Source organism: Variovorax sp. J22P240, from assembly GCF_030316855.1.
In the GTDB taxonomy this organism is placed as follows: Bacteria; Pseudomonadota; Gammaproteobacteria; order Burkholderiales; family Burkholderiaceae_C; genus Variovorax.
The window spans coordinates 480,396-504,807 of sequence record NZ_JASZYR010000002.1; the positions used below are offsets into that span (position 1 = coordinate 480,396).

Sequence of the window (24,412 nt, forward strand, 5' to 3'; positions counted from 1 at the left end):
GGGACGCGCGTGGAGAATCGCGCCATGAGCTTTGAAGTGGACATCGGCTACAGCAGCCAGCGCGGGCCGCGCGACGTCAACGAGGACTTCGCCGGTGCCGTGCACGCGCCGCGCGGCGAAGAGGCGCGCGGGCTGATCGCCGCCATTGCCGACGGTGTATCGACCGGTGGGCGCGGCCTGGAAGCCGCGCAGACCACGGTGATGGGGCTGCTGGGCGACTACTTCGCCACGCCCGACACCTGGGAGCCCACCGCGGCGCTGGACCGCCTGATCGGCGCGCAGAACGCCTGGCTGGCCGATCACAACCGTCGACGCCAAGGCGAGGGCACTGCGCTCACCACGCTGACCGCGCTGGTGTTGCACGGGCAGAGCTACACGCTCGCGCACGTCGGAGACACCCGTGCCTGGCGCGTGCGGCAGGATGGCGAGCCCGCCGTGCCGCTGACCCACGACCATGCCTTCGAGCAGCCCGACTTTCGCAGCCGCCTGACACGCGCCATCGGCCTCGACGACCAGGTGCGGGTCGACTACGTGCAAGGTGACGTGCGCGTCGGCGACTGCTTCGTGCTCAGCTCCGACGGCGTGCACGGTGTGCTCAAGGCGCAGCAACTCGCCGCGATCGCGCTGCAAGGCACGGCGGGCGAGGCCAGCGACGCGCTGGTGAATGCGGCGCTGGGCGCAGGAACCCGCGACAACGCGACCGCGCTGGTGATCCGTGTCATCGGTCTCGATGCCCGACAACTGGACGACGAGATGGGCGATGTCCGCCGCCTGGCGCCGCCGCCCCTGTTGAAGGTCGGCGACGTGCTGGACGGTTACCTCGTCACCGCGCTGGTGGCGAACAGCGGCGTGCACCTGCTCTACCAGGCGCGCCATCCCGTGACGCGAGCGCTGGTCGCGCTCAAGACCTTGCACCCGTCCCGGGCCGGCGACCCTCAGGAGCGCGCGATGCTCGCGCACGAAGCCTGGCTGGGCCTGCGCGTCAGCGCACGACCCGACAGCGGCTTCGTGCGCGTCCATGAGCGAGCGGCCGATGCGAGCGCGCTCTACACCGTGTTCGATTGGCATGGCGGCCGGACGCTCGAGCAGATGCAGAAGTCCGGCGGGCGCGGGGCGGTCGCCGAAGTCGTGGCCGCGGCCATCGAAGTGAGCCGCGCACTGGGACGGCTGCACCGCCACGGTGTGGTGCATCGGGACATCAAGCCTGGCAACCTGCACCTCGGAGACGATGGACGCTGGCGCATCCTCGACTTGGGCGTGGCGTTGTCCGGGCGCGAGGGTGCGGCGCAACGCGAGCTGCACGCCGGCACGCCGAGCTACATCAATCCTGAGCAATGGGAAGGCGGCGTTGCCGATGCGGCGAGCGATCTTTTCGCATTGGGGGTCACGCTCTACCAGTGGCTCTCTGGGCGCTTGCCCTATGGCGAGATCGAGCCCTACCAGGCGTCGCGCTACCGGCGCGATCCGGCCTCGCTCTCGCGCATCCGGCCCGATGTGCCGATATGGCTGGACCACCTGGTGCGCAAGGCCGTCGCGCGCGATCCGCGGCAGCGCTTCGAGACGGCGGAGGAGTTGCTGCTGGCGCTGGAGCGTGGCGCTTCGCGACCCGTCAGCGCCCCGAGCGCCACGCCCCTGGTTCGCCGTGACCCGGCGGCGCTGTACAAGATCGCGCTCGGCGTGTCCTTGCTGCTCAACATGCTGCTGGTGTTCTGGCTGCTGTTCTTGCCAAAGAGCTGAGCACAGCCCCAGGCTCGTAGTCTTTGCGCACACCCCCAGGCTCGCGCATTTCATGTCGCTCTCCACCCCCTTGCAGGGGGCAATACCGGCGGACCGGCTAAGCCGGGTCCGCGGTATTCCTGGAATGGGGTTGTGCGGGTTCATGCGTTGCGGGCTTTGGTGAACTTGGCGGGGGTCGCTGGCTGTGAGGCCGCGCGGGCGCGGCCGCCTTTTTCGGCCCAGGTGCGGGTCCAGCGGATCTGCATCACGCGCATGACGCCGAGCATCACGAGGGAGAGGGCGGCGAAGAAGACGAATCCCCAGAGATAGCTGCCGAGGTATTGCTTGGAGAGGCCCATCGCGTTGGGCACGAGGCCGCCGCCGAGAGCGCCGATCTCGCCGATCATGGAGCCCGCGACCGCCGTGCTCGTCGGCCAGCGCAGCGGCACGAGTTGGAACAGCGCGCCGTTTCCCGCACCCAGTGCGGCGAAGCAGGTGATCAGCAGCAGCGTCGTGAGGGTGAGGGACGACGATGCGAACCCCACCAGCGACAGCCCGACCGCCACCACCAGAAGCACCAGCGTCAGCGTGTTGACGCCCCCCCAGCGGTCGGAGATCCAGCCTCCGATCACGCGCACGGCGGCGCCCATGAAGGCGGCGAGCATGGTGAGCTGACCGGCCTGCACCTTGCTCACGCCGAACTGGTCGTAGTAGTAGGAAGGCAGGAAGGTCGTCAGGCCGATGAAGCCGCCGAATGTCACGCCGTAGATCAGGCTGAACACCCATCCGTCCTTCTCGAACAGGCAGGCGATGTGCTCGCGGAAGCTGGCGTGGCTGTCGATGTCGGGCGGCTCTTTCGCGAACACGACCATCACGATCATCGGCAGCAGGATCGCCACGGCCGCGACGCCGTACACGCTCTGCCAGCCCAGCCATTGCGCGAGCGGCGGCGCCACCAGCACCGACACCGCCGTCCCGACGTTGCCCGCGCCCACCAGGCCCATCGCGAGCCCCTTGTGCTGCGGCGGAAACCAGCCCGAACCGAGTGAGAGCGCTACGCCGAAGCTGGCGCCGGCGATGCCCAGCAGCACGCCCATGGCGAGCAGGTCGTTGAAGCTGTGCACCATGAAGAAGCCGAACAGCATCGCGACGGCGATCAGGCCCATCTCGACCAGCGTCGCCTTCTTGCGGCCGATGTACTGCGACAGGATGCCCAGGGGAAAACGCATCAGCGCGCCGGCAATGATCGGCACCGACAGCATCAGGCCCTTTTGCGCCGGCGAGAGGTCGAAGGTTTCGCCGATGAATGGCGCCATGGCGCCGTTGAGGACCCAGATGCAGCACGAGAACGCGAAGTACAGGAAGGACGCGAACAACGTCGGGCCGTGGCCTGAGTTCAGGAAAGACTTGAAGCTGGACATGGCTTTCAGTGCGAAATGCCGCGGCGCGGCCGTTGTCGGGCCGTGTCGTCGGTCGTGTTGGGGATGCAGTGCCGGCAGCGGATGCTGGCGGCGTGACGGAGGTGCCCGGCCTGTGCGTTCCCGGGCTGCGTGCAGGAGCCTGCCGCTTCACCAATGCGGTGCTTCGTTACACCACGCGCAATGTCACGCAAGAGATATGCCAGCGAATGTGACCGTGCGTGACCTATGCTTTCGGCTCCAGCCCGAAGCCTGTCGTGAATCCTCTTCTTGTCGTCCTGCACCACGAAGCCACCGATCTTCCCGAAGTCCTGCAGCGCGCCTTCGTTGGCGCCCATGCCGCGGAGGTCGCGCGTGCAAGCTACCGCACGATGGCGCCGCGGGCGCTCTCGCTCGCGCCTCGTGAAATCCTGATCTGCGTGCCGGCGGTGACACCGGATCTTGTCGATGCGCTGCAAGCCTGGTCGGGCGTACCGCCCTGTGCGTTGAGCCTGGTGTCTGCGCCACTGAATCGCGAGGCGCATGAGAAGGTCGCCGCGCTCGGTGTGCATGCATGGGCGCCGATCGAGGGACTCGACGCGCGATCCCTCGATGCACTGCTGGGCCGCGCGCGGGCGCGCTGGCAGCGGGAGGCCGCCCTGCGCACCGAACTGGAATCCCTTCGCACCCGTCTGGACGAGCGCAAATGGGTCGGTCGCGCCAAGGGATTGCTGATGTCGGCGCGCGGCATTGGTGAGGACGAGGCCTTCGGCCTGCTGCGCGGCGCTGCGATGCACGCCAATCTGCGACTGGGGGAGGTCTCGCGCTCCGTGGTGGAGGCGTCCCGGTGGGCCGATGCGATCAATCGCGCCGGACAGTTGCGCATGCTGTCGCAGCGCTTGGTCCGGGTCGCTGCGCAGGCGCTGGCCGGCATCGACGCGCGGCGTGCGCGCGTCCTGCGCACGCAATCGACCGAACGGGTGCAGGACAACCTGAATCATCTGGCAGCCTTCGAACTCGATGAATCCGGCGCGCAGGCCCTGGCCGATGTACGCCTGGCGTGGCAGAGCCTGGAGACAGCGCTCGCGACGAGGCTAGGACCGAAGGCGCTGATCGATATCGATGCGCGCGCCGACACGTTGCTGTCGGCCGCCGAAGCCCTGACAGGTGCACTGGAGGCATCGGGCGCGCGACGGGCGCTCCGCATCGTCAACATCTGCGGGCGCCAACGCATGCGTGCGCAGCGGCTGGCGAAGGACGCGCTGCTGGCGTCGACCTTGTCGGCCGATGCCTCGCGCGCACGCCTGGCGCCGACCATGGACGAGTTCGAGTCCGCATTGCTGGAACTCGAACGCGCACCCCTGAGCTCACCGGAGATTCGCACCGCGTTGGCAGGCGCACGGGACGAATGGCTGCAACTCGTGCACGGCGTGCGGGAGGCCGATAGCGCCGAAGGCCGCTCCGCGCTGGTGCGTTCCAGCGATGCGCTGGTCGACACCTTCGACCATCTCACTGCGTCGTACGAACACAGCCTGCAGGTCATCATGTCCTGACTCCGGTCGCGCGCTTCGTCGGCGCGGGTCGCCTCAGGCGGCGACTTTCTCCACGTGCGCCTGGCGCGTGTAGAGAAAGTCGATCACCGCCTTGCGCGCGTGCACGTAGACCGGATCCTCGGCGAGCTCGACGCGATTGCGCGGGCGCGGAATGTCGACCGCCAGCACCTCGCCGATCGTGGCGGCCGGGCCGTTGGTCAGCATCACGATGCGGTCCGAGAGCAGCACTGCCTCGTCCACATCGTGCGTCACCATGACGACGGTGCTGTGCGTCTTCTGCACGATGGCGAGCAGTTCGTCCTGCAGCTTGGCGCGGGTGAGCGCATCGAGGGCGCCGAAGGGCTCATCCATCAGCAACACCTTCGGTTCCATCGACAGTGCGCGTGCGATGCCTACGCGCTGCTTCATGCCGCCCGAGATCTCGCCGGGGCGCTTCTGCGCGGCGGCCGTGAGGCCGACCAATGCCAGCGCCGCGTCGGTGCGTGCCTTGAGTTGCGCCTTGCCTTCGGTCGGTGCGAACACGCGCTCGACCGCGAGGTACACGTTCTCGTGGCAGGTGAGCCAGGGCAGCAGCGAATGGTTCTGGAACACGACCGCGCGTTCCGGGCCGGGGCCCTTGATCTCGCGGTTGGCGCAGAGCAGCGCGCCTTGCGTCGGCGTGGTGAGGCCTGCGATCAGGTTCAGGAGGGTCGACTTGCCGCAGCCCGAGTGCCCGATCAGGGTGATGAACTCGCCCTTTGCCACGTTGAGGTTCACGTCACGCAGCGCGAGGAAACTGCCCTTGGCCGTCTTGAAGCGCTGCTCCACGCCCTGGATCTGGATGTACTTGCTGTCGTCGTTCATGACTTGACCTCTTCGAACGTGAATGCCGTGGCAATCCTGATCAGCGCGAACTCGAGCACGAGTCCGACGATGCCGATGACGAAGATCGCGATGATGATGTTGGCGACGTTGAGGTTGTTCCACTCGTCCCACACCCAGAAGCCGATGCCCACGCCGCCGGTCAGCATCTCGGCCGCGACGATCACGAGCCAGGCAGTGCCGACCGCGAGGCGCACGCCGGTCAGCATGTAGGGCAGCACGGCAGGAAAGAGGATCTTGGTGAAGATCTTCCATTCGCTGAGGTTCAGCACCTTGGCAACGTTCATGTAGTCGCTCGGCACGCGCTGCACGCCGACGGCGGTGTTGATGATCATCGGCCAGATCGAGCAGATGAAGATGGTCCAGATGGCTGCAGGATTCGCGCCCTTGAACACCAGCAGCCCGATCGGCAGCCAGGCCAGCGGCGATACCGGACGCAACAGGCTGATCAGCGGATTGAACATGCGCGAGAGGAACTCGAAGCGCCCGATCGCGAAGCCCGCCGGAATGCCTACGGCGGCCGCGAGCCCGAAGCCGAGCCCCACGCGCTGCAGCGACGAGAGGACGTTCCAGCCCACGCCCTGGTCGTTCGGCCCCTTGCTGTAGAACGGATCGCTGAACACGATCAGCGCCTGCTTCCATGTCGTGAGCGGTGAGGGGAAGCCGGTGGTGCTCTTCATCGCGACCAGTTCCCAGATCAGGATCAGGAGCGCAAAGCCCAGTACGGGCGGTAGCACGCGCAGCCACAGCGCGCTGAAATCACGAGGCGGGCGCGGCTCGGATTCGACCTGCCTGGCCGGAGCCACGGGCCTGGCGGCGGCAACGGTCTTCGCAGCGGCCGGCATGACCGGAGTCGCGTCGAGCGGGGAGTGAAAGACGGCACTGACCATGGTGCGCTCCTCAGACGTGGACCTTGAACGAATCGGCGTACTGCTTCGGGTTCTTGCCGTCCCAGACGACGCCGTCGAACAGCTTGCTGGTGCGCATCGCTTCCTTCGGAACGGAAGTCTTCGTGGCCGCGGCGGCCTGCTTGTAGATGTCGATCTGGTTGATCTGTGTCGCCACTTGCAGGTAGTCCGGATGCTCCTTCAGCAGGCCCCAGCGCTTGTGCTGCGTGAGAAACCACATGCCGTCCGACAGGTACGGGAAAGTGACCGCGCCGTCGTTGTAGAACTTCATGTAGTTGGGGTCGTCCCAGTTCTTGCCGAGGCCGTTGGTGTAGCGGCCGAGGATGCGCTGGTTGATTGCATCCACGCTGGTGTTGACGTAGCTCTTGTCCGCTATGGTCTCGGCCATCTTGTTCTTGTTCTGCAGGCCGGCGTCGATCCATTTGCCGGCTTCGAGGATGGCGGCGGTCACGGCGCGCGCGGTGTTGGGGTACTTCTTGACGAAGTCACCGGTGGTGCCGAGCACCTTTTCCGGATGGTCCTTCCAGATGTCCTGCGTCGTGATGGCGGTGATGCCGATGCCATCCATGATCGCGCGCTGGCCCCAGGGTTCGCCCACGCAGTAGCCGTCCATGTTGCCGACGCGCATGTTCGCGACCATCTGCGGCGGCGGCACGGTGATGACCTTGGCGTCCTTCAGCGGATCGATCCCGTTGGCGGCCATCCAGTAGTAGAGCCACATCGCGTGGGTGCCGGTGGGAAAGGTCTGCGCGAAGGTGTATTCGGCCTTGTTGCCGGCCATCACCTTGGCCAGCGAGGCGCCATCCACCGCGCCCTTGTCGGCGAGCTTCTTCGACAACGTGATCGCCTGGCCGTTGTTGTTGAGCGTCATCAGCACGGCCATGTCCTTTTTCGGGCCGCCGATGCCGAGGTGCACGCCGTACACCAGGCCGTAGAGCACATGGGCGAAGTCGAGCTCGCCGTTGACGAGCTTGTCGCGCACGCCGGCCCAGCTTGCTTCCTTGCTCGGCACGATCTTCACGCCGTACTTCTTGTCGATGCCCAGCACGGAGGCCATCACGACGCTGGCGCAGTCGGTGAGCGGAATGAAGCCGATCTTGACTTCCTCCTTCTCCGGCTTGTCCGAGCCCTGGGCCCAGACGGCCGCGCGCAGGGCGGGGTCGAGCCCGACAACGCCGGCCGCTGCGGCCTGCAGCACACGTCGGCGACTCAGTTTGGATGGCAGCGAATCGGTCATGGGGCGAACTCCGAAGTGGAAATAGGACAAAGCAGAAAACAAAAAAGGCGTCCTCACCGCGCAGGGCTGCTCGAAAACGAGCCCTTGCGGGTGGGGACGCCTTTGTCCGGTTGGGTGGGCTGCACCCGCCGTTGGATGCCGCCTGCCTGCAGACCTTCGTTGGTCTATGGGCAGGTTGACTGCAAGCTACGTGCCAGCGATTTCGAGCGGCCGATTGCTATGAAAAACATAGCTTCAAATCGATGCCTGCATTGGGCTGGGAAGAGATTTTCTTTCGAAGCCGAACGAAGCGCGATTGTTGTGCAGCGCACCATTCCGGCTTGGCGGCGCGCTCAAGACGACGCATCCTTGGGCAGGTACTCGGCCATGGCCAGCACCGATTCGGCGACATCGATCAGCCTTCGGTTCTGGTTCATGGCGGTCTGGCGCAGCATCTTGTGCGCCTCCTGTTCGCTGATCCGGCGGTGCGCCATCAGGAGACCCTTGGCGCGCTCGACCAGCTTGCGCTCGTTGAGCGCCGCGCGCACGGTGTCGAGTTCGTCGCTCATCGCCTGAAGCCGGTGCGATTGCTCCTGGACCATGTCGAGAATCGATCGTTCAAGCTGTCGGCCGTACGGTGCGGGGTCCAGCGTTGCCGGCCCGTCGAAGTACGCGGCAGCCGTCGCATCGGGCTGGCCGCTGACCTTTGCCAGCAGTGCCTGGTGAGTCTGCAACTCCGCGCGGGCTTGCGTAGTCTTCTGCTGGCAGATCCGGTGGAGGTCGTCGGCAAGGCGTTCCTCGATGGATCGCATGGCATCGATTCGCCGCGTGCAGCAATCGAACCATGTCTGGCTCAAGTCGGTATCGAGCACCACGCCCGCCGGTGCCGCGCAGGCGATGCGGCGAAGCCGCTCCAGTTCGGCCATCTGCGTGGTGGGCAGGCTCGCACGCCAGATATCGACGAGGTCCTGCGCCGAAAACTCGGTGAAGACCTGAAAGCACCGCTCCTGCGAATCGATGAGGTGCAGCCACTGTTGTTGCCGGTTGCTGTCGTTGCGGCCCGAGGCAAAGGCGGCGGCACCGCAGGCGCGTTCCTGCCCCGCGAACTCCTTGCCTTGCATGAAATTGAAGAGCGCCACGAGTGCGCGCGAGACCTCCGGATCCGTCGCGCCGTCAGCCGCCTCGAACACGACGGCGAGCAAGCCCGCGATCAGCTTGACGAAGGCAGCGGTCGATTCGGCCGAGTCCACCTCCAGCGCACCGATGCGACGACGCAATTCCGGCAGCGCATCCAGCCCCGGCAGCACCCAGGCAATGCGGCTGAACAGCCGCGCACCGTTGCCGATGCGGGCAGTTTCCATCTCCAACTGCTCGAAACCGAGGCGCGCCGCTTCTTCCATTCGTAGGCACTCGGCGATCTGCTCGTCACGCTGCGCGCCGAAGCGCTGGCCTCGCGACGCCAGGAGCACGTTCGAAATTCCCCGCTCGCGCTGCAAGGCATGCACCAGCCGGCTGATCGTTCCGACCAGTTGACTGGTTCGGTCGAGCTGCTCCAACCCTTCGATCTCGCATCGAAGAGCGGCAACCAAAAAGCTCAAGCCAGATTTCATCGTCGTATTCGAGTCACTATCCATATACCTCTGGGGCTGAGCCTATCCAGCAACATCCGTGCCCCGAAAGCGGGCGCAACCTACACTTGCTGGATGTTTGTACTGGGAATCGAATCGTCTTGCGACGAAACCGGGGTTGCCCTCGTCGAGGCCGGGGAGAGTGGTTTGCCACGCCTGGCCGCGCACGCGCTGCACAGCCAGATCGCCATGCACCAGGCCTATGGCGGCGTCGTCCCCGAGCTGGCGAGCCGCGATCACATCCGCCGTGTTCTTCCGTTGGCGCAGGCCGTGTTCGCCGAAGCCGGGCGGAAGCTCGCGGATGTGGACGTCGTGGCGTACACGCGCGGGCCGGGCCTGGCGGGTGCCTTGCTGGTCGGCGCCGGTGTGGCTTGCGCGCTGGGAGCGGCGCTCGGCAAGCCCGTGCTCGGCGTGCACCACCTGGAGGGCCATCTGCTGTCGCCCTTCCTGAGCGCGGACGCGCCGGAATTTCCCTTCGTGGCCTTGCTGGTGTCAGGCGGACATACGCAACTGATGCGCGTCGACGGCGTCGGGCGCTACGAGCTACTGGGCGAAACCATCGATGACGCCGCCGGCGAAGCCTTCGACAAGAGCGCCAAGCTGATGGGCCTGCCTTATCCGGGCGGTCCCTGGCTTGCCAAGCTGGCGGAAGGCGGCGACGCGGCGGCGTTCAAATTGCCGCGCCCCCTGCTGCACAGCGGCGACCTCGACTTCTCGTTTGCCGGCCTCAAGACGGCAGTGCTCACCCAGGCCAAGAAACTGGGCAGCGAGCTGGAGGCGCGCAAGGCTGATCTCGCCGCATCGACCCAGGCTGCGATCGTGGAAGTGCTGCTGAAGAAATCGCTGGGCGCCATCGAACAGACAGGCCTGAATCGGCTGGTGGTCGCCGGCGGCGTAGGCGCCAATCGGGCGTTGCGCGAGCAACTGAACGCGGCATGCGCGAAACGCGGGGTTCGCGTGCACTATCCGGAGCTGCACCTGTGCACCGACAACGGCGCCATGATCGCCATGGCTGCCGCGATGCGTCTTCAGGCCGGCATGCAGTCGCCGACCGAGCGCTACGCCTTCGACGTCAAGCCGCGATGGCCGCTGGCGTCGTTGACCGAGGCGTCACCGCTCGCCTAGAGCCCTTCATGGTGCGCGATGGAAGCGGGAGCACATCGAGCACCTTGCGCCAGAGTTGCGACCATTGGGGCCAATCGTGCCCGCCTTCCGTGGTGAACACGCGGCCGTCCGGCAGCGCATCCGCCAGCAGTTGATGGTTGGCCGCGAAACGGTCGCTGAGCCCGAATCCCAAATACAGCGGCGGCAGGTTCTCCGCACGCTTCGGCGACGAATATTGCTGGAGCCAGGGCCAGAGCTTGCGATCGACTTCCTCGTCGGGCGGCGGTCCTTCGGGCGCCTTCCAGGCACGCAGGCCACCGGCCTTGTGGATTTCCGCGGCGATGGGGCGGCGCCCGAGATAGGGCGCCAGCGCCACGATGCCGTCGACGGCGCCTGGCTTTGCCAGTTCGTGGATCAGCGCGCCGAAGCCGCCGATGGAAATGCCGACCAGCCAGATCGACTTGTAGCCCAGGGAGCGCTGCGGCTGGATGACGTCGTCGTGCAGCCGCTCGATGAAGGTCTGGTCGTAGAAGTACGACACATCGGCATCGACGAGCAGGGCGTCCGCGGCCAGCTCGCGCTCCCTCACGGCATGGACGAAACCTTCGCGCTCGAATTCTTCAGGCTTGAGGAAGGCCCCCGGGAGGAACACCAACAGGGTGTCCGAACGGGCGTCGTCGTCTGCAAGCTTCAAGTGCGTTTTCATGGTGCTTCGTCGGGGCGCCTCGCGTCTGCTGCCACCGCAGTCCCGTTCGCTTCCAGCGCAAATTAAGAGGAAGGCATTGAAAAAATCGTCACAGAACGTGACGAAATACGCACCGATTGTGAGTCAAAAACGCATCGGGCCGGCAACTGAAAGTTACCGGCCCGTGTATTGCCTTTTTTGAGTTCGAAGCGACAGGTTGTCAGTTGATGGCGAGCTGAGCGACATTGCTGACCGGAACCAGCTTGCCCAGCTTGAGCGTCAGCACGCCGTTTTCGAGCTTGGCTTGGCTCGCGGCCACGTCGATGTCCTGTGGCAGTTCGTACGCGGCCTTGAGCTGGCGCTTGGCCTCCGCCTTGCTCTCGATGCGAACCACGGCGCCTTCGATGCCGATCGTGAGGTCATCACGCGACAGGCCGGGCACGTCCAGCGTCAAGGTCCAGGTCTTGTCGTCCTGTTCGACATTGAGCGAGCGTTGCGCTCCGGAGAATGCCTCGTTGACGAAGCGCTCCAGGCTCCGGTCGTACGAACGCGGAACGAAGCGGGCGGTGCGAACGGCGGGTGCGAAAAACATGGTGAGAACTCCTGAGCGATGAGAATGGGGACAAGAAATGTGTGTCCCGTACACTGCGCGGCGGTTTCAACAAGACAAGTGCCGCATGCCCCTCAACTAGGAGCGGCCCCAGGGACTTTCAAGCAATGAATGCAAGCTTTATTTGCCGTCGCGCCGCCTTGAAATTCGGCGCCTCGGCACTATGCGCATCGGTGTTGGGCCTGGCGCATGCGCAGCCCGCGCCTCCCATCCGTATCGCGCTCATCGAGAGCATGAGCGGCCCCTTCGCCAACACCGGCGAGGCGGTGTTCCGCAATCTGCTGTGGGCGGTGGAGCGCGTCAATGCGCGCGGTGGGGTCAAGCTGCCGGGCGGCGCTCGCTTTCTGCAGCTGGACCGCTACGACAGCAAGGGGCAGAACGAGGAGGCGCTGTCCGCCTTGCGCGCCGCGATGGACGACGGCGCGCGCATCGTGCTGCAGGGCAACTCGTCGGCCACGGCGGCCGCGCTGATCGATGCGATCGAGAAGAACAACGAGCGCGATCCGGCCCGGCGGGTGCTCTTCCTCAACTACTCGGCGGTCGATCCGGCGCTCACCAACGAGCGCTGCAGCTTCTGGCACTTCCGCTTCGATGCGCACGCCGACATGCGCGTCACCGCGCTGATGGATGTCCTGAAGGACGACAAGGCGCTCCAACGCGTCTACCTGTTCGGCCAGGACTACAGCTTCGGACAGGCGGTGTTGCGTGAGTCCAGACGGCAGCTCGGCGTGCTGCGCCCGGACGTGAAGATCGTGGGCGACGAGTTGCACCCGATGGGGCGGGTCAAGGACTTCGCTCCCTATGCGAGCAAGATCCTTGCGAGTGGCGCGCAGGCGGTCATCACCGGCAACTGGGGCAACGATCTCACCTTGCTCGTGAAGGCGGCGCGCGAAGCCGGTTTCAACGGCACCTTCTACACCTTCTACGGCAACGCCCTCGGTGCGCCGGCGGCCATCGGCGACGCCGGCATCGGGCGCGTGATCGCGGTGGCCGACTGGCTGCCGAACGTGCAGACGCCGCAGTCCGAGGCCTTCTACCGGTCTTTCCGCGAGCGCTTTCCGAAAGCCGCCGACGACTACGTCCACATGCGCATGCAACTGATGATCGAGGCGCTGGCGCAGGCGATCGAGCGCGCGGGGAGCGTTGATACCGTGGCCGTGGCGCGCTCGCTCGAGAAGGCCAATGTCACGCTGTCGGGTCAGAGCGGCCACATGCGCGCTGCTGACCATCAGTTCCAGCAGAGCCTCGTCGTCGGCGTCATGGACAAGCAGGGCGCGCCCGGCGTGAAGTTCGACGTCGAAGGCTCCGGCTACGGCTTCCGTGTCGTGAAGACGATCCCGGCCAGCCGCGCCGAAATGCCCACCAGCTGCCAGATGCAGCGCCCCTGAATCCCCAAGGAAAAATCCGATGCGCGAAGCCATCCACAACCTCGAAGCCTCCAAGATCCGTGAAGTCGCCAACGCCGGCCTGGGCCGCAGCGACGTGCTGGCCTTCTGGTTCGGCGAGAGCGACGAAGTCACGCCCGAGGTCATCCGCCAGGCGGCCATCGAGTCGCTGCAGCGTGGCGAAACCTTCTATGCGCACAACCTGGGTCTGCCCGAACTGCGCGAGGCCGTCGCTGGATACATGAGCGGCCTGCACCCGAAGATCGAGTCGTCGCGCATTGCGATCACCTCCGGCGGCGTCAGCGCGCTGATGCTGGCCGTGCAGGCGCTCGTCGATGCGGGTGACGAGGTCGTCGCCATCACCCCGGTATGGCCCAACCTCACCGCGCAACCGGCAATCCTCGGCGCAAGGGTGCGCTGCGTGCCCCTGGTGCCCACGGGAGGGCAGTGGACCCTCGACCTCGCAGCGCTGCGCGCCGCAGTGACGCCATCGACCAAGCTGCTCATCGTCAACGCGCCGAACAATCCGACCGGCTGGACGCTGACGCGGGCCGAGCAGCAGGCGATCCTCGACCATTGCCGCGCCACCGGCACCTGGATCCTCGCCGACGAGGTCTACGAGCGCCTGTATTACGAACCGACGCCCAACCGCTGCGCGCCCAGCTTCCTCGACGTCGCGTCGCCCGACGACCGCTTGGTGGTCGCCCACAGTTTCTCCAAAAGCTTCCTGATGACGGGTTGGCGACTCGGCTGGCTGGTTGTGCCCCCCGCGCTGATGGACGGTATGGGCAAGCTGATCGAGTTCAACACCTCGTGCGCCAGCGTCTTCACCCAGCGCGCCGGCGTCGCCGCACTGGGCCACACCGAGGAAATCACCCCCAAGATCGTCGCGCACCTGAAATCCTGCCGCGACACCCTGGTCCCCTTGCTGTCGGACATTCCCGGCGTCGAGGTGGCTCCCGCGCGCGGCGGCATGTACGCCTTCTTCAAGCTCGACGGATTTGACGATTCCCTGGAAGTCGCCAAGCGCCTGGTGGCCGAAGCCGGCCTGGGTTTGGCCCCCGGCAACGCCTTCGCGCCCGAGGCGCAAGGCTGGCTCCGCTGGTGCTTCGCATCCAAGGACAAGCAACGCCTGGTGGAGGGCGTCAACCGCCTGAAGCGCTGGCTGGCCGCGCAGCCAAACGCGTGAAACACCGCGGATCCGGCTCCGCCGGTCCGCAGGGTGTTGCCCCCGGCAGGGGGTAGGCGAAGCGACACGAAGTGCGCGCAGCCTGGGGGCGAGCTATAATCCCAAAGCTTTGCATGCCGCAAGGCGCACGGTGTGCGCAGTTCCAGCACACACCGCAAGTCAAACATCCCGGAACTAGGAAAATCAAATGATCGCAGCCTCTATCAAGGCCGAAGTTGTCAAGGACAACGCCCGCGCCGCCAACGATACCGGCAGTCCCGAAGTGCAAGTCGCACTACTGACCGCCCGCATCAACGAACTCACCCCGCACTTCAAGACGCACGCCAAGGACCACCACGGTCGTCGCGGCCTGCTGCGCATGGTGAGCCGCCGCCGCAAGCTGCTGGACTACCTCAAGTCCAAGGACGCCGACCGCTACACCGCGCTGATCGCCAAGCTGGGTCTGCGCAAGTAAGCCGAATCGCATGCAAGAACGCCTGGGTTAGTCCGCTAGCTCAGGCGTTTTTTACTTCGGAGCCGCCAACAGAGCGAAGCTGTGTCATTCCAACGAGGTTCCCGGCGAGCTTCTCTGGAATGGCATCGTGTTCTGGAAAGCGCTCCGGCCCCGCGGGGCCTGTGACTATCACGGGTCGAGCCGCTATCAAAAAACAGGAGCTGAACATGAGCCTCTTCAACAAAGTCACCAAGTCCTTTCAGTGGGGCGACAAGACTGTCGTCCTGGAAACCGGCGAAATCGCGCGCCAGGCCAGCGGCGCCGTCAAGGTGGACATCGAGGGCACCGTGGTCCTGGCGACCGTAGTCGCTTCCAAATCCGCCAAGCCCGGCCAGGACTTCTTCCCCCTGACCGTTGACTACATCGAGAAGACCTACGCCGCAGGCAAGATCCCCGGCAGCTTCTTCAAGCGCGAAGCCAAGCCCAGCGAACACGAAACCCTGACCAGCCGCCTGATCGACCGCCCGATCCGCCCGCTGTTCCCCGAAGGCTTCCTGAACGAAGTGCACGTGGTCATCCACACCCTGTCGCTCAACCCCGAAGTCGATGCCGACATCGCCGCGATGATCGGCACGAGCGCCGCGCTGTCGATCTCCGGCATTCCGTTCAGTGGCCCGATCGGCGCCGCCCGCGTGGGCTACATCAACGGCCAGTACGTGCTGAACCCGGGTCAGACCGCGCGCAAGGATTCGCAGATGGATCTGGTCGTGGCCGGCACCGAAGCCGCCGTGCTGATGGTCGAGTCCGAAGCCCTGCAACTGAGCGAAGAAATCATGCTCGGCGGCGTGGTGTTCGGCCATGAGCAAGCCGCCATCGCGATCAACGCGATCCATGAACTCGTCCGCGACGCCGGCAAGCCGGTGTGGGACTGGCAGCCGCCGGCCGAAGACGAAGCCTTCGTCGCCAAGGTCAAGGGCCTGGCAGAGGAAAAGCTGCGCGCCGTCTACCAGATCCGCAGCAAGCAAGCGCGCACGCAGGCCCTGCGCGAAGCCAACGCCAGCGTGATGAACGCGCTGAAGGAAAGCGGCGAGCCCTTCGACGCAGGCAAGGTCAACGACCTGCTTTTTTCGATCGAATCGAAGATCGTTCGCAGCCAGATCCTGTCGGGCGAGCCCCGCATCGACGGCCGCGACACGCGCACCGTGCGCCCGATCGAAATCCGCAACGGCGTGCTGCCGCGCACCCACGGTTCGGCCCTGTTCACGCGCGGTGAAACCCAGGCGCTGGTCGTGACCACCCTCGGCACCGAACGCGATGCGCAGCGCATCGACGCGCTGGCCGGCGAATACGAAGACCGTTTCCTGTTCCACTACAACATGCCTCCCTTCGCCACCGGCGAAGTCGGCCGCATGGGCTCCACCAAGCGCCGCGAAGTCGGTCACGGCCGCCTCGCCAAGCGCGCGCTCGTCGCTTGCCTGCCGAGCAAGGAAGAATTCCCGTACACGATTCGCGTCGTGTCGGAAATCACCGAGTCGAACGGCTCCTCGTCGATGGCTTCGGTCTGCGGCGGCTGCCTCTCGATGATGGACGCCGGCGTGCCGATGAAGGCCCACGTGGCCGGTATCGCCATGGGCCTGATCAAGGAAGACAACCGCTTCGCGGTGCTGACCGACATCCTGGGCGACGAAGATCACCTCGGTGACATGGACTTCAAGGTGGCCGGCACGACCAACGGCATTACGGCGTTGCAGATGGACATCAAGATCCAGGGCATCACCAAGGAAATCATGCAGGTCGCTCTGGCGCAGGCCAAGGAAGCCCGCATGCACATCCTCGGCAAGATGCAGGAAGCCATGGGCGAGGCCAAGGCCGAAGTCTCGAGCTTCGCGCCGCGCCTGTTCACGATGAAGATCAACCCCGAGAAGATCCGCGACGTGATCGGCAAGGGCGGCTCCGTGATCCGCGCGCTGACCGAAGAGACTGGCACGCAGATCAACATCGACGAAGACGGCACCATCACCATCGCCTCGACCGACCCGGAAAAGGCTGAAGCGGCCAAGAAGCGCATCGAGCAGATCACCGCGGAAGTGGAAATCGGCAAGGTCTACGAAGGCCCGGTCACCAAGATTCTCGATTTCGGCGCGCTCATCAACCTGCTGCCCGGCAAGGACGGCCTGCTGCACATCAGCCAGATTGCGCACGAGCGCGTCGAGAAGGTGACCGACTACCTGAGCGAAGGCCAGATCGTGAAGGTCAAGGTGCTCGAGACCGACGAAAAGGGTCGCGTCAAGCTGTCCATGAAGGCCCTGGCCGAGCGTCCGGCCGGCATGGAGTTCAACGAGCGTCCTCCGCGCGAAGACCGTGGCGATCGTGGCGATCGCCGTGAGCGCTCGGACCGTGGTGACCGTGGCGATCGTCCGCCGCGCACCGAACGTGCACCGCGCTTCGAGAACAACGAACGTGGCGGCGAGCAGGGCGAGCAAGTGGTCGAGCAATTGCCGCTGCAAGAGGCGAACCGCGGCGACCATCAGGCCTGAAGAGGAGCGGTGGCGGAGACGTCGCCGCACTTGTGGATCGAGCAATGCCCGCCTGACTGCGGGCATTGCAGCCTAGAGAAGACCATGAAAGCCATAGAGATCACATCGTTCGGCCCCCCCGAGGTGCTGCGCATGGTGGAGCGTCCCACACCCGTCGCGGGCGAGGGAGAACTGCTGATTCGCGTGGCCGCAAGCGGCGTGAATCGCCCTGACGTGCTTCAGCGGATGGGCCACTACCCGGTGCCGCCGGGAGCGTCGGACTTGCCCGGCCTTGAAGTAGCGGGCGAGATCGTGTCGGGCGACGGGAAGGCGTTGGCCGATGCCGGTTTCAAGATCGGCGACCACGTCTGCGCGCTGGTCGCGGGCGGCGGCTATGCCGAGTTGTGCGTCGCCCCCGTCGCGCAATGCCTGCCGGTGCCCAAGACGTGGAGCGACGTCGAGGCGGCCACGCTGCCCGAGACCTTCTTCACCGTCTGGAGCAACGTGTTCGAGCGCGGCCGCCTGCAGAAGGGCGAAACCTTGCTGATCCAGGGCGGTTCGAGCGGTATCGGCGTCACGGCCATCCAACTCGGCAAGGCGCTCGGCGCCACCGTGATCGTGACGGCGGGCAGCGACGAAAAGTGCGAAGCGTGCCTGAAGCTCGGTGCCGACCACGCAATCAACTACAAGACTGCCGATTTCGTCGAGGAGGCCAAACGCCTCACCGGCGGAAAGGGTGTCGACGTGGTGCTCGACATGGTGGCCGGCGCCTATGTGGCGCGTGAGATCGAATGCCTGGCCGAGGACGGCCGGCTGGTGATCATCGCGGTGCAGGGGGGCGTCAAGAGTGAAATCAATGCAGGACTGGTGCTGCGCAGGCGGCTCACCATCACCGGCTCGACGCTGCGTCCGCGGCCGGTCGCCTTCAAGGGGGCGATCGCCAAGGCATTGCGCGAGAAGGTGTGGCCGCTCCTCGAGAGCGGCGCGGTCAAGCCGGTCATTCACAGCAGCTTCGCTGCAGAGGGTGATCCGAGCGGCGCCGCGCAGGCGCACGTCCTCATGGAATCGAATCAGCACATCGGCAAGATCGTGCTGACCTGGTGAACAAGACAGACATGACGAAGAAAAAGCTGATCGCGGGTAACTGGAAGATGAACGGCAGCCTCGCCGCCAACGAGGCGCTGGTGAAGGCCCTGGTGGCAGGCGTTGGCACCCCGGCTTGCGCAATCGCGGTGTGTGTGCCCGCGCCTTATCTTGCGCAGGTGCAAACGCTGGTCGCGGGATCTCCGATCGAATTGGGTGCGCAGGATGTGTCGGCGCGGGCGCAAGGCGCTTTCACTGGCGAGCAGTCGGCGGCAATGCTGAAGGAATTCGGCGTGCACTACGCGATCGTGGGGCATTCGGAGCGGCGTCAGTATCACGGCGAGACCGACGAGGTCGTGGCCGCGAAGACGGCTGCTGCGCTGGCCAATGGCATCACGCCGATCGTCTGCGTTGGCGAAACGCTGGCTCAGCGCGAAGCAGGGCAGACGGAAGAGATCGTCAAGCGCCAGCTCGCAGCGGTGATTCACGTCAATGGCCATTGCATCAGCGAGATTGTCGTGGCCTACGAACCCGTATGGGCCATCGGCACCGGCAAGACGGCAACGCCTGAGCAGGCGCAGGCCGTGCATGCGGTGCTGCGCGCGCAACTGCACCACGCCGCGAGCGACCATGCCGCCGGCATCCGGATTCTTTACGGCGGCAGCATGAACGCTGCGAATGCAGCAGAACTGCTCGCGCAAGCCGATATAGACGGCGGGTTGATCGGCGGCGCGTCCCTCAAGGCCCCCGACTTCCTGCAGATCATCGCCGCGGCCAGCTGATACAGCGCGGCTGCCAACCAATTTAGGAGTTAGAACGAATGAACGTGGTCCTCAATATTCTCGTGGGCGTGCAGATGCTCACCGCACTCGCGATGATCGGCCTGATCCTGATCCAGCACGGCAAGGGTGCCGACATGGGCGCGGCCTTCGGCAGCGGTAGCGCCGGCAGCCTGTTCGGCGCCAGCGGCAGTGCGAATTTTCTTTCGCGTACGACGGCGGTTCTCGCTGCCGTCTTCTTCGCTTGCACGCTGCTGCTGGCCTACTTCGGCCATTCGCGGCCTGCGGGCGGTGGCAGCTTGCTCGAACGCGCCGCAGTCGGCGCGCCTGCACCGGCACCGACGCCGGCACCTGCGACTTCGGGTTCGGGTTCGGCTGCGGAGATTCCGTCGGGTCCCGCGCCTGCCGCCCCTGCGTCGAATGCGCCGGCTTCGGCCCCGGCCGCGCCTGCTTCGGGCGCCGGGCAGATCCCGGCCAAGTAATCCTGCTATCTTCTCTTCAGTCGTCCAGTGAAAACGGCTGTTTTTCAGGGTAAACTCTAAAGCTGTTCCGGAAAGCCAAAACCTCTCGAGGTTCCTCATGCCATCCGGACAGAAAAAACCGCGGTCGTGGTGAAATTGGTAGACACGCTATCTTGAGGGGGTAGTGGCGAAAGCTGTGCGAGTTCGAGTCTCGCCGACCGCACCAAATCTCACCGGCAGGAATCTATGCTTCCTGCCGGTGGCAAGCGGTGATAGAACCCCCTGATGAACCTCGATTCCTACCTCCCCGTCCTGTTGTTCATCCTGGTCGGTGTCGGAGTCGGCGTCGCACCCCAGGTTCTGGGTTACATCCTCGGTCCTAACCGCCCCGACGCGCAAAAAAATTCCCCTTACGAATGCGGCTTCGAGGCCTTCGAAGACGCGCGCATGAAGTTCGACGTCCGGTACTACCTCGTCGCGATTCTCTTCATCCTGTTCGACCTCGAAATTGCTTTTCTCTTTCCGTGGGCCATCGCGCTCAAGGAAATCGGCCCCGTCGGGTTCTGGGCAATGATGATTTTTCTCGCCATCCTCGTCGTGGGCTTCGTCTACGAGTGGAAAAAAGGCGCCCTCGACTGGGAATGACAAGGAATCCGAAAAATGGCCATTGAAGGCGTCATGAAGGAAGGCTTCGTCACCACGACCTACGATTCGGTGGTGAACTGGGCCAAGACCGGATCACTGTGGCCCATGACCTTTGGGCTGGCTTGCTGCGCGGTGGAGATGATGCATGCGGGCGCGGCGCGCTACGACATCGACCGCTTCGGCATGTTGTTCCGGCCCAGCCCGCGCCAGTCCGACCTGATGATCGTCGCCGGCACCCTCTGCAACAAGATGGCTCCGGCGCTGCGCAAGGTCTACGACCAGATGCCGGAGCCTCGCTGGGTGCTCTCGATGGGCTCGTGCGCGAACGGCGGCGGCTACTACCACTACAGCTATTCGGTCGTGCGCGGATGCGATCGCATCGTGCCGGTCGATGTCTATGTTCCGGGCTGTCCGCCGACCGCCGAGGCGCTTCTGTATGGGGTGATCCAACTCCAGCAGAAGATTCGCCGTACCAACACGATTGCGCGCGCCTGAAGAGCAAGAGACGATGACCGACTTTGCCATTTCTCCCGAGGCGCTGCAGACCCAGATCACCGAAACGCTTGGCTCCAAGGCGAAGAGCGTCACGCTCGCGCTGGGCGAGGTGACGGTGGTGGTGAGTGCAGCTGACTACCGGGCGGTTGCGACCTTGCTGCGCGATGCGCCGGGTTGCCGCTTCGAGCAACTCATCGACCTCTGTGGCATGGACTATTCCGGCTATCGTGAAGGCGAGTGGGAGGGCGAGCGTTTCTGCGTCGTGTCCCATCTGCTTTCCGTGAGCCTCAACCAGCGTGTCCGCCTCAAGGTGTTCGTGCCGAACGAAGACCTGCCGGTCGTCGATTCGCTGACCAGCGTCTGGAATGCCGCGGGATGGTTCGAGCGCGAAGCCTTCGATCTGTACGGTATCGTCTTCGAAGGCCATGACGACCTGCGCCGCATCCTGACCGATTACGGCTTCATCGGGCATCCGTTCCGCAAGGACTTTCCCGTGTCGGGTCACGTCGAGATGCGCTATGACCCGGACCAGAAGCGCGTGATCTATCAGCCCGTCTCCATCGAGCCGCGCGAAATCACGCCGCGGGTGATCCGCGAAGACAACTACGGCGGACTCCACTGATGGCCGAAATCAAGAACTACACGCTGAACTTCGGTCCCCAGCACCCGGCAGCGCACGGCGTGCTGCGCCTCGTGCTGGAGTTGGATGGCGAAGTCATCCAGCGCGCCGACCCGCATATCGGCCTGCTGCACCGCGCGACCGAGAAGCTCGCGGAGTCGCGCACCTACATCCAGTCGCTGCCGTATATGGACCGTCTCGACTACGTGTCGATGATGAGCAACGAGCACGCGTACTGTCTTGCCATCGAGCGGCTCATGGGCCTCGATGTGCCGATCCGCGCGCAATACATCCGGGTGATGTTCGCCGAGATCACGCGCCTGCTGAACCACCTCCTGTGGCTTGGCGCGCATGGCCTCGACTGCGGCGCGATGAACATGCTCATCTACTGCTTCCGCGAGCGTGAAGACCTGTTCGACCTGTACGAAGCGGTGTCCGGCGCGCGCATGCATGCGGCCTACTTCCGTCCGGGCGGCGTCTATCGTGACCTGCCCGACGCGATGCCGCAGTACAAGGCCAGCAAGATCAAGAACGCGAAGGCGATCGAGCGGCTCAACGAAAACCGCCAGGGTTCGATGCTGGACTTCGTCGACGATTTCTGCAAGCGCTTCCCGAAGATGGTCGACGAGTACGAGACGCTGCTCACCGACAACCGGATCTGGAAGCAGCGCACGGTCGGTATCGGCGTGGTCACTCCAGAGCGCGCCCTTAACCTCGGCTTCACCGGTCCGATGCTGCGCGGTTCCGGCGTCGAATGGGATCTGCGCAAGAAGCAGCCCTACGACGTCTACGACCGCATGGACTTCGACGTACCCGTCGGCAAGACCGGTGACTGCTACGACCGTTATCTGGTCCGCGTCGAGGAAATGCGCCAGGCCAATCGCATCATCCAGCAGTGCTCGGCATGGCTGCGTGCGAATCAGGGGCCGGTCATCACCAGCAACCACAAGGTGGCCGCTCCTGCGCGCGAGTCGATGAAGGCAAACATGGAGGAGTTGATCCACCATTTCAAGCTCTTCACCGAAGGTTTTCATGTGCCCGAAGGCGAAGCATATGCCGCCGTCGAGCACCCGAAGGGCGAATTCGGCATCTATCTGGTGAGCGACGGTGCCAACAAGCCCTACCGTCTGAAGATCCGCGCACCCGGCTTCCCGCATCTTGCGGCGCTCGACGAGATGGCGCGCGGGCACATGATTGCCGACGCAGTGGCCGTGATCGGCACGATGGACATCGTGTTCGGTGAGATTGACAGGTAAAGAGCCCATGAATTCCGACACCACCCACAGCCCCCAGGCGTCGCTGTCGGCCGCGACGCTGGAGCGCTTTGCGCGAGAGGTTGCCAAGTATCCGCCGACAGGTAAGCAGTCCGCAGTGATGGCCTGCCTGACGATCGTGCAGCAGGACGAAGGCTTCGTCAGCGAGCAGCGCGAACGCGAGATCGCCGCCTACCTGGGGATGGCGCCGATCGCGGTGCATGAAGTCACGACCTTCTACAACATGTACAACCAGCGGCCGGTGGGCAAGTTCAAGCTCAACGTCTGTACCAACCTGCCGTGCCAGTTGCGCGACGGCGCCGTGGCGCTGAAACATCTCGAGAAGAAGCTGGGCATCGCAATGGGCGAGACCACGCCCGACGGCATGTTCACTCTTCAGCAGAGCGAATGCCTGGGTGCCTGCGCCGATTCGCCGGTGATGCTGGTCAACGACCGCACGATGTGCAGCTTCATGAGCAATGAAAAGCTCGATCAGCTGATAGACGGCTTGAAGGGAGCGCAATGATGTCGCCCGAGCAAGTGCTTTCGCAGTTCCAGGCGACCGGCGTCCAGACCTGCTTTCACGATCGCCACATCGAGCCGCAGATCTACGCCGGCCTGAACGGCACCAACTGGCGGCTGGCCGATTATGAGGCGCGTGGTGGCTACAAGGCGCTGCGCAAGATCCTGAGTGAAGGGCTGACGCCCGACCAGGTGATCGCCGAAGTCAAATCGTCTGGCTTGAGGGGCCGCGGCGGCGCGGGCTTTCCGACCGGTCTCAAGTGGAGCTTCATGCCCCGCCAGTTCCCGGGCCAGAAGTACCTCGTCTGCAATTCCGACGAAGGCGAGCCGGGTACATGCAAGGACCGGGACATCCTGCTCTACAACCCGCACATCGTGATCGAAGGCATGGCCATCGCGGCCTACGCGATGGGCATCAGCGTGGGCTACAACTACATCCACGGCGAAATCTTTCAGACCTACGACCGCTTCGAGGAAGCGCTGGAAGAAGCGCGCGCGGCCGGTTACCTGGGCGACGGCATCCTGGGCAGTAGCTACAACTTCCAGCTTCACGCTGCACACGGCTTTGGCGCCTACATCTGCGGCGAGGAAACCGCGCTGCTCGAATCGCTCGAAGGCAAAAAGGGCCAGCCACGATTCAAGCCGCCATTTCCGGCGAGCTTCGGCCTCTATGGCAAGCCGACCACGATCAACAACACCGAGACCTTTGCCGCGGTGCCTTGGATCATCAACAACGGCGGCGTGGCCTATCTCGAGTGCGGCAAGCCGAACAATGGCGGCACCAAGATCTACTCGGTCAGCGGCGACGTCGAACTGCCGGGCAACTACGAAGTGCCGATGGGCACGCCGTTCTCGAAGCTGCTCGAACTGGCCGGCGGAGTGCGCAAGGGGCGCCAGTTGAAGGCGGTGATTCCCGGCGGCTCGTCGGCTCCAGTCCTGCCGGCATCCATCATGATGGAATGCACGATGGACTACGACTCCATCGCCAAGGCGGGATCGATGCTGGGCTCCGGCGCCGTGATCGTCATGGACGACAGCCGCTCGATGGTCGAATCGCTCAAGCGCCTCTCGTACTTCTACATGCACGAGTCGTGCGGCCAGTGCACCCCGTGCCGCGAAGGCACGGGCTGGCTGTGGCGCGTGGTGGATCGCATCCACAACGGCCATGGCAAGGCCACCGACATGGACCTGCTGAATTCTGTCGCCGACAACATCCAGGGCCGCACCATCTGCGCGCTGGGCGATGCCGCCGCGATGCCGGTCAGAGCCATGATCAAGCACTTCCGCCACGAGTTCGAGGCATTGATCCCCGGCTACGTCCCGAAGGCACCGGCCAAGGCCTGAGCGCAAGAAG

22 protein-coding genes, 1 tRNA gene and 1 pseudogene are annotated in these 24,412 nt (G+C 64.9%); 17 read left to right on the forward strand and 7 right to left on the reverse strand.

What is annotated here, in order from left to right:
* Positions 1-24 precede the first annotated feature (24 nt).
* Positions 25-1,737 (forward strand): bifunctional protein-serine/threonine kinase/phosphatase, encoded by a 1,713-nt coding sequence (locus QTI24_RS09200; protein ID WP_286599891.1) that lies wholly within the window; start codon positions 25-27, stop codon positions 1,735-1,737.
* A 140-nt stretch (positions 1,738-1,877) separates the two neighbouring features.
* Here QTI24_RS09200 and QTI24_RS09205 read toward each other — a convergent pair whose 3' ends face one another.
* Entirely contained in the window at positions 1,878-3,137 is a 1,260-nt protein-coding gene (locus QTI24_RS09205; RefSeq protein WP_286599892.1) for an MFS transporter, read from the reverse strand.
* 254 nt (positions 3,138-3,391) lie between these two features.
* Between QTI24_RS09205 and QTI24_RS09210 the strand changes: the two genes are divergently transcribed.
* Positions 3,392-4,666: an ANTAR domain-containing protein gene (locus QTI24_RS09210; protein WP_286599894.1), complete on the forward strand. Its 1,275-nt coding sequence runs from the start codon at positions 3,392-3,394 to the stop codon at positions 4,664-4,666.
* Between the two features lie 33 nt (positions 4,667-4,699).
* On the opposite strand, the gene QTI24_RS09215 is transcribed toward QTI24_RS09210, so the two are convergent.
* The 4 genes from QTI24_RS09215 to QTI24_RS09230 all read right to left on the reverse strand — a co-directional run bounded on the left by QTI24_RS09215 (position 4,700) and on the right by QTI24_RS09230 (position 9,261).
* Positions 4,700-5,509 (reverse strand): ABC transporter ATP-binding protein, encoded by an 810-nt coding sequence (locus QTI24_RS09215; protein ID WP_286599896.1) that lies wholly within the window; start codon positions 5,507-5,509, stop codon positions 4,700-4,702.
* On the reverse strand, positions 5,506-6,417 hold the full coding sequence (gene ntrB / locus QTI24_RS09220) for a nitrate ABC transporter permease (protein ID WP_286599898.1): 912 nt from the start codon (positions 6,415-6,417) through the stop codon (positions 5,506-5,508). The genes QTI24_RS09215 and ntrB overlap by 4 nt, the downstream gene beginning before the upstream one ends.
* A gap of 10 nt (positions 6,418-6,427) precedes the next feature.
* Positions 6,428-7,672: a CmpA/NrtA family ABC transporter substrate-binding protein gene (locus QTI24_RS09225; RefSeq protein ID WP_286599900.1), complete on the reverse strand. Its 1,245-nt coding sequence runs from the start codon at positions 7,670-7,672 to the stop codon at positions 6,428-6,430.
* A gap of 332 nt (positions 7,673-8,004) precedes the next feature.
* Entirely contained in the window at positions 8,005-9,261 is a 1,257-nt protein-coding gene (locus tag QTI24_RS09230; RefSeq protein WP_286599901.1) for a nitrate regulatory protein, read from the reverse strand.
* A gap of 93 nt (positions 9,262-9,354) precedes the next feature.
* Between QTI24_RS09230 and tsaD the strand changes: the two genes are divergently transcribed.
* Positions 9,355-10,404 (forward strand): tRNA (adenosine(37)-N6)-threonylcarbamoyltransferase complex transferase subunit TsaD, encoded by a 1,050-nt coding sequence (tsaD, locus tag QTI24_RS09235; protein WP_286599902.1) that lies wholly within the window; start codon positions 9,355-9,357, stop codon positions 10,402-10,404.
* Here the strand turns inward: tsaD and QTI24_RS09240 are convergent.
* Both QTI24_RS09240 and QTI24_RS09245 read right to left on the reverse strand, forming a co-directional pair.
* Complete coding sequence (locus tag QTI24_RS09240; RefSeq protein ID WP_286599904.1) at positions 10,352-11,089, reverse strand: alpha/beta hydrolase; 738 nt, start codon at positions 11,087-11,089, stop codon at positions 10,352-10,354. The genes tsaD and QTI24_RS09240 overlap by 53 nt on opposite strands.
* Positions 11,090-11,288: 199 nt before the next feature.
* Positions 11,289-11,660: an Hsp20/alpha crystallin family protein gene (locus tag QTI24_RS09245; RefSeq protein ID WP_286599905.1), complete on the reverse strand. Its 372-nt coding sequence runs from the start codon at positions 11,658-11,660 to the stop codon at positions 11,289-11,291.
* 125 nt (positions 11,661-11,785) lie between these two features.
* Between QTI24_RS09245 and QTI24_RS09250 the strand changes: the two genes are divergently transcribed.
* The 14 genes and pseudogenes from QTI24_RS09250 to nuoF all read left to right on the forward strand — a co-directional run bounded on the left by QTI24_RS09250 (position 11,786) and on the right by nuoF (position 24,402).
* On the forward strand, positions 11,786-13,066 hold the full coding sequence (locus tag QTI24_RS09250) for a branched-chain amino acid ABC transporter substrate-binding protein (RefSeq protein ID WP_286599906.1): 1,281 nt from the start codon (positions 11,786-11,788) through the stop codon (positions 13,064-13,066).
* Between the two features lie 13 nt (positions 13,067-13,079).
* A pseudogene (locus QTI24_RS09255) lies at positions 13,080-14,252 on the forward strand (pyridoxal phosphate-dependent aminotransferase); the annotation flags it as partial.
* A gap of 187 nt (positions 14,253-14,439) precedes the next feature.
* Positions 14,440-14,706 (forward strand): 30S ribosomal protein S15, encoded by a 267-nt coding sequence (gene rpsO / locus QTI24_RS09260; protein WP_007837783.1) that lies wholly within the window; start codon positions 14,440-14,442, stop codon positions 14,704-14,706.
* A gap of 206 nt (positions 14,707-14,912) precedes the next feature.
* Entirely contained in the window at positions 14,913-17,222 is a 2,310-nt protein-coding gene (gene pnp / locus QTI24_RS09265; RefSeq protein WP_286599907.1) for a polyribonucleotide nucleotidyltransferase, read from the forward strand.
* Positions 17,223-17,306: 84 nt separating this feature from the next.
* Positions 17,307-18,305 (forward strand): NAD(P)H-quinone oxidoreductase, encoded by a 999-nt coding sequence (locus QTI24_RS09270; RefSeq protein WP_286599908.1) that lies wholly within the window; start codon positions 17,307-17,309, stop codon positions 18,303-18,305.
* An 11-nt stretch (positions 18,306-18,316) separates the two neighbouring features.
* The gene (gene tpiA / locus QTI24_RS09275) at positions 18,317-19,066 is read left to right on the forward strand and encodes a triose-phosphate isomerase (RefSeq protein WP_286599909.1); all 750 of its coding nucleotides are present in this window, start codon (positions 18,317-18,319) and stop codon (positions 19,064-19,066) included.
* A 38-nt stretch (positions 19,067-19,104) separates the two neighbouring features.
* Positions 19,105-19,545: a preprotein translocase subunit SecG gene (secG, locus tag QTI24_RS09280; RefSeq protein ID WP_286599910.1), complete on the forward strand. Its 441-nt coding sequence runs from the start codon at positions 19,105-19,107 to the stop codon at positions 19,543-19,545.
* Between the two features lie 120 nt (positions 19,546-19,665).
* A tRNA-Leu gene (locus QTI24_RS09285) sits at positions 19,666-19,750 on the forward strand.
* 59 nt (positions 19,751-19,809) lie between these two features.
* Positions 19,810-20,169 (forward strand): NADH-quinone oxidoreductase subunit A, encoded by a 360-nt coding sequence (locus tag QTI24_RS09290; RefSeq protein ID WP_028248911.1) that lies wholly within the window; start codon positions 19,810-19,812, stop codon positions 20,167-20,169.
* A gap of 15 nt (positions 20,170-20,184) precedes the next feature.
* Positions 20,185-20,664, forward strand: a complete 480-nt coding sequence (locus QTI24_RS09295) for a NuoB/complex I 20 kDa subunit family protein (protein ID WP_012748606.1) — start codon at positions 20,185-20,187, stop codon at positions 20,662-20,664.
* Positions 20,665-20,677: 13 nt separating this feature from the next.
* Positions 20,678-21,286, forward strand: coding sequence for an NADH-quinone oxidoreductase subunit C (locus QTI24_RS09300; RefSeq protein ID WP_286599911.1), 609 nt, complete (start codon positions 20,678-20,680; stop codon positions 21,284-21,286).
* Entirely contained in the window at positions 21,286-22,539 is a 1,254-nt protein-coding gene (locus tag QTI24_RS09305) for an NADH-quinone oxidoreductase subunit D (RefSeq protein ID WP_286599912.1), read from the forward strand. The genes QTI24_RS09300 and QTI24_RS09305 overlap by 1 nt, the downstream gene beginning before the upstream one ends.
* A 7-nt stretch (positions 22,540-22,546) precedes the next feature.
* Positions 22,547-23,062, forward strand: coding sequence for an NADH-quinone oxidoreductase subunit NuoE family protein (locus QTI24_RS09310; protein WP_286599913.1), 516 nt, complete (start codon positions 22,547-22,549; stop codon positions 23,060-23,062).
* Entirely contained in the window at positions 23,062-24,402 is a 1,341-nt protein-coding gene (gene nuoF / locus QTI24_RS09315; RefSeq protein ID WP_503011229.1) for an NADH-quinone oxidoreductase subunit NuoF, read from the forward strand. The genes QTI24_RS09310 and nuoF overlap by 1 nt, the downstream gene beginning before the upstream one ends.
* Positions 24,403-24,412 lie beyond the last annotated feature (10 nt).

Excerpts from the sequence above, each read along its gene's own strand:
- rpsO (WP_007837783.1), top strand. The coding sequence starts at position 14,440 with ATGATCGCAGCCTCTATCAAGGCCGAAGTTGTCAAGGACAACGCCCGC.
- nuoF (WP_503011229.1), top strand. The coding sequence starts at position 23,062 with ATGTCGCCCGAGCAAGTGCTTTCGCAGTTCCAGGCGACCGGCGTCCAG.
- QTI24_RS09295 (WP_012748606.1), top strand. The coding sequence starts at position 20,185 with ATGGCCATTGAAGGCGTCATGAAGGAAGGCTTCGTCACCACGACCTAC.
- QTI24_RS09245 (WP_286599905.1), bottom strand. The coding sequence starts at position 11,660 with ATGTTTTTCGCACCCGCCGTTCGCACCGCCCGCTTCGTTCCGCGTTCG.
- tsaD (WP_286599902.1), top strand. The coding sequence starts at position 9,355 with ATGTTTGTACTGGGAATCGAATCGTCTTGCGACGAAACCGGGGTTGCC.
- ntrB (WP_286599898.1), bottom strand. The coding sequence starts at position 6,417 with ATGGTCAGTGCCGTCTTTCACTCCCCGCTCGACGCGACTCCGGTCATG.
- QTI24_RS09310 (WP_286599913.1), top strand. The coding sequence starts at position 22,547 with ATGAATTCCGACACCACCCACAGCCCCCAGGCGTCGCTGTCGGCCGCG.
- QTI24_RS09270 (WP_286599908.1), top strand. The coding sequence starts at position 17,307 with ATGAAAGCCATAGAGATCACATCGTTCGGCCCCCCCGAGGTGCTGCGC.
- QTI24_RS09205 (WP_286599892.1), bottom strand. The coding sequence starts at position 3,137 with ATGTCCAGCTTCAAGTCTTTCCTGAACTCAGGCCACGGCCCGACGTTG.
- QTI24_RS09290 (WP_028248911.1), top strand. The coding sequence starts at position 19,810 with ATGAACCTCGATTCCTACCTCCCCGTCCTGTTGTTCATCCTGGTCGGT.
- tpiA (WP_286599909.1), top strand. The coding sequence starts at position 18,317 with ATGACGAAGAAAAAGCTGATCGCGGGTAACTGGAAGATGAACGGCAGC.
- QTI24_RS09225 (WP_286599900.1), bottom strand. The coding sequence starts at position 7,672 with ATGACCGATTCGCTGCCATCCAAACTGAGTCGCCGACGTGTGCTGCAG.
- QTI24_RS09215 (WP_286599896.1), bottom strand. The coding sequence starts at position 5,509 with ATGAACGACGACAGCAAGTACATCCAGATCCAGGGCGTGGAGCAGCGC.
- secG (WP_286599910.1), top strand. The coding sequence starts at position 19,105 with ATGAACGTGGTCCTCAATATTCTCGTGGGCGTGCAGATGCTCACCGCA.
- QTI24_RS09240 (WP_286599904.1), bottom strand. The coding sequence starts at position 11,089 with ATGAAAACGCACTTGAAGCTTGCAGACGACGACGCCCGTTCGGACACC.
- QTI24_RS09250 (WP_286599906.1), top strand. The coding sequence starts at position 11,786 with ATGAATGCAAGCTTTATTTGCCGTCGCGCCGCCTTGAAATTCGGCGCC.
- QTI24_RS09305 (WP_286599912.1), top strand. The coding sequence starts at position 21,286 with ATGGCCGAAATCAAGAACTACACGCTGAACTTCGGTCCCCAGCACCCG.
- QTI24_RS09300 (WP_286599911.1), top strand. The coding sequence starts at position 20,678 with ATGACCGACTTTGCCATTTCTCCCGAGGCGCTGCAGACCCAGATCACC.
- QTI24_RS09230 (WP_286599901.1), bottom strand. The coding sequence starts at position 9,261 with ATGAAATCTGGCTTGAGCTTTTTGGTTGCCGCTCTTCGATGCGAGATC.
- QTI24_RS09200 (WP_286599891.1), top strand. The coding sequence starts at position 25 with ATGAGCTTTGAAGTGGACATCGGCTACAGCAGCCAGCGCGGGCCGCGC.
- pnp (WP_286599907.1), top strand. The coding sequence starts at position 14,913 with ATGAGCCTCTTCAACAAAGTCACCAAGTCCTTTCAGTGGGGCGACAAG.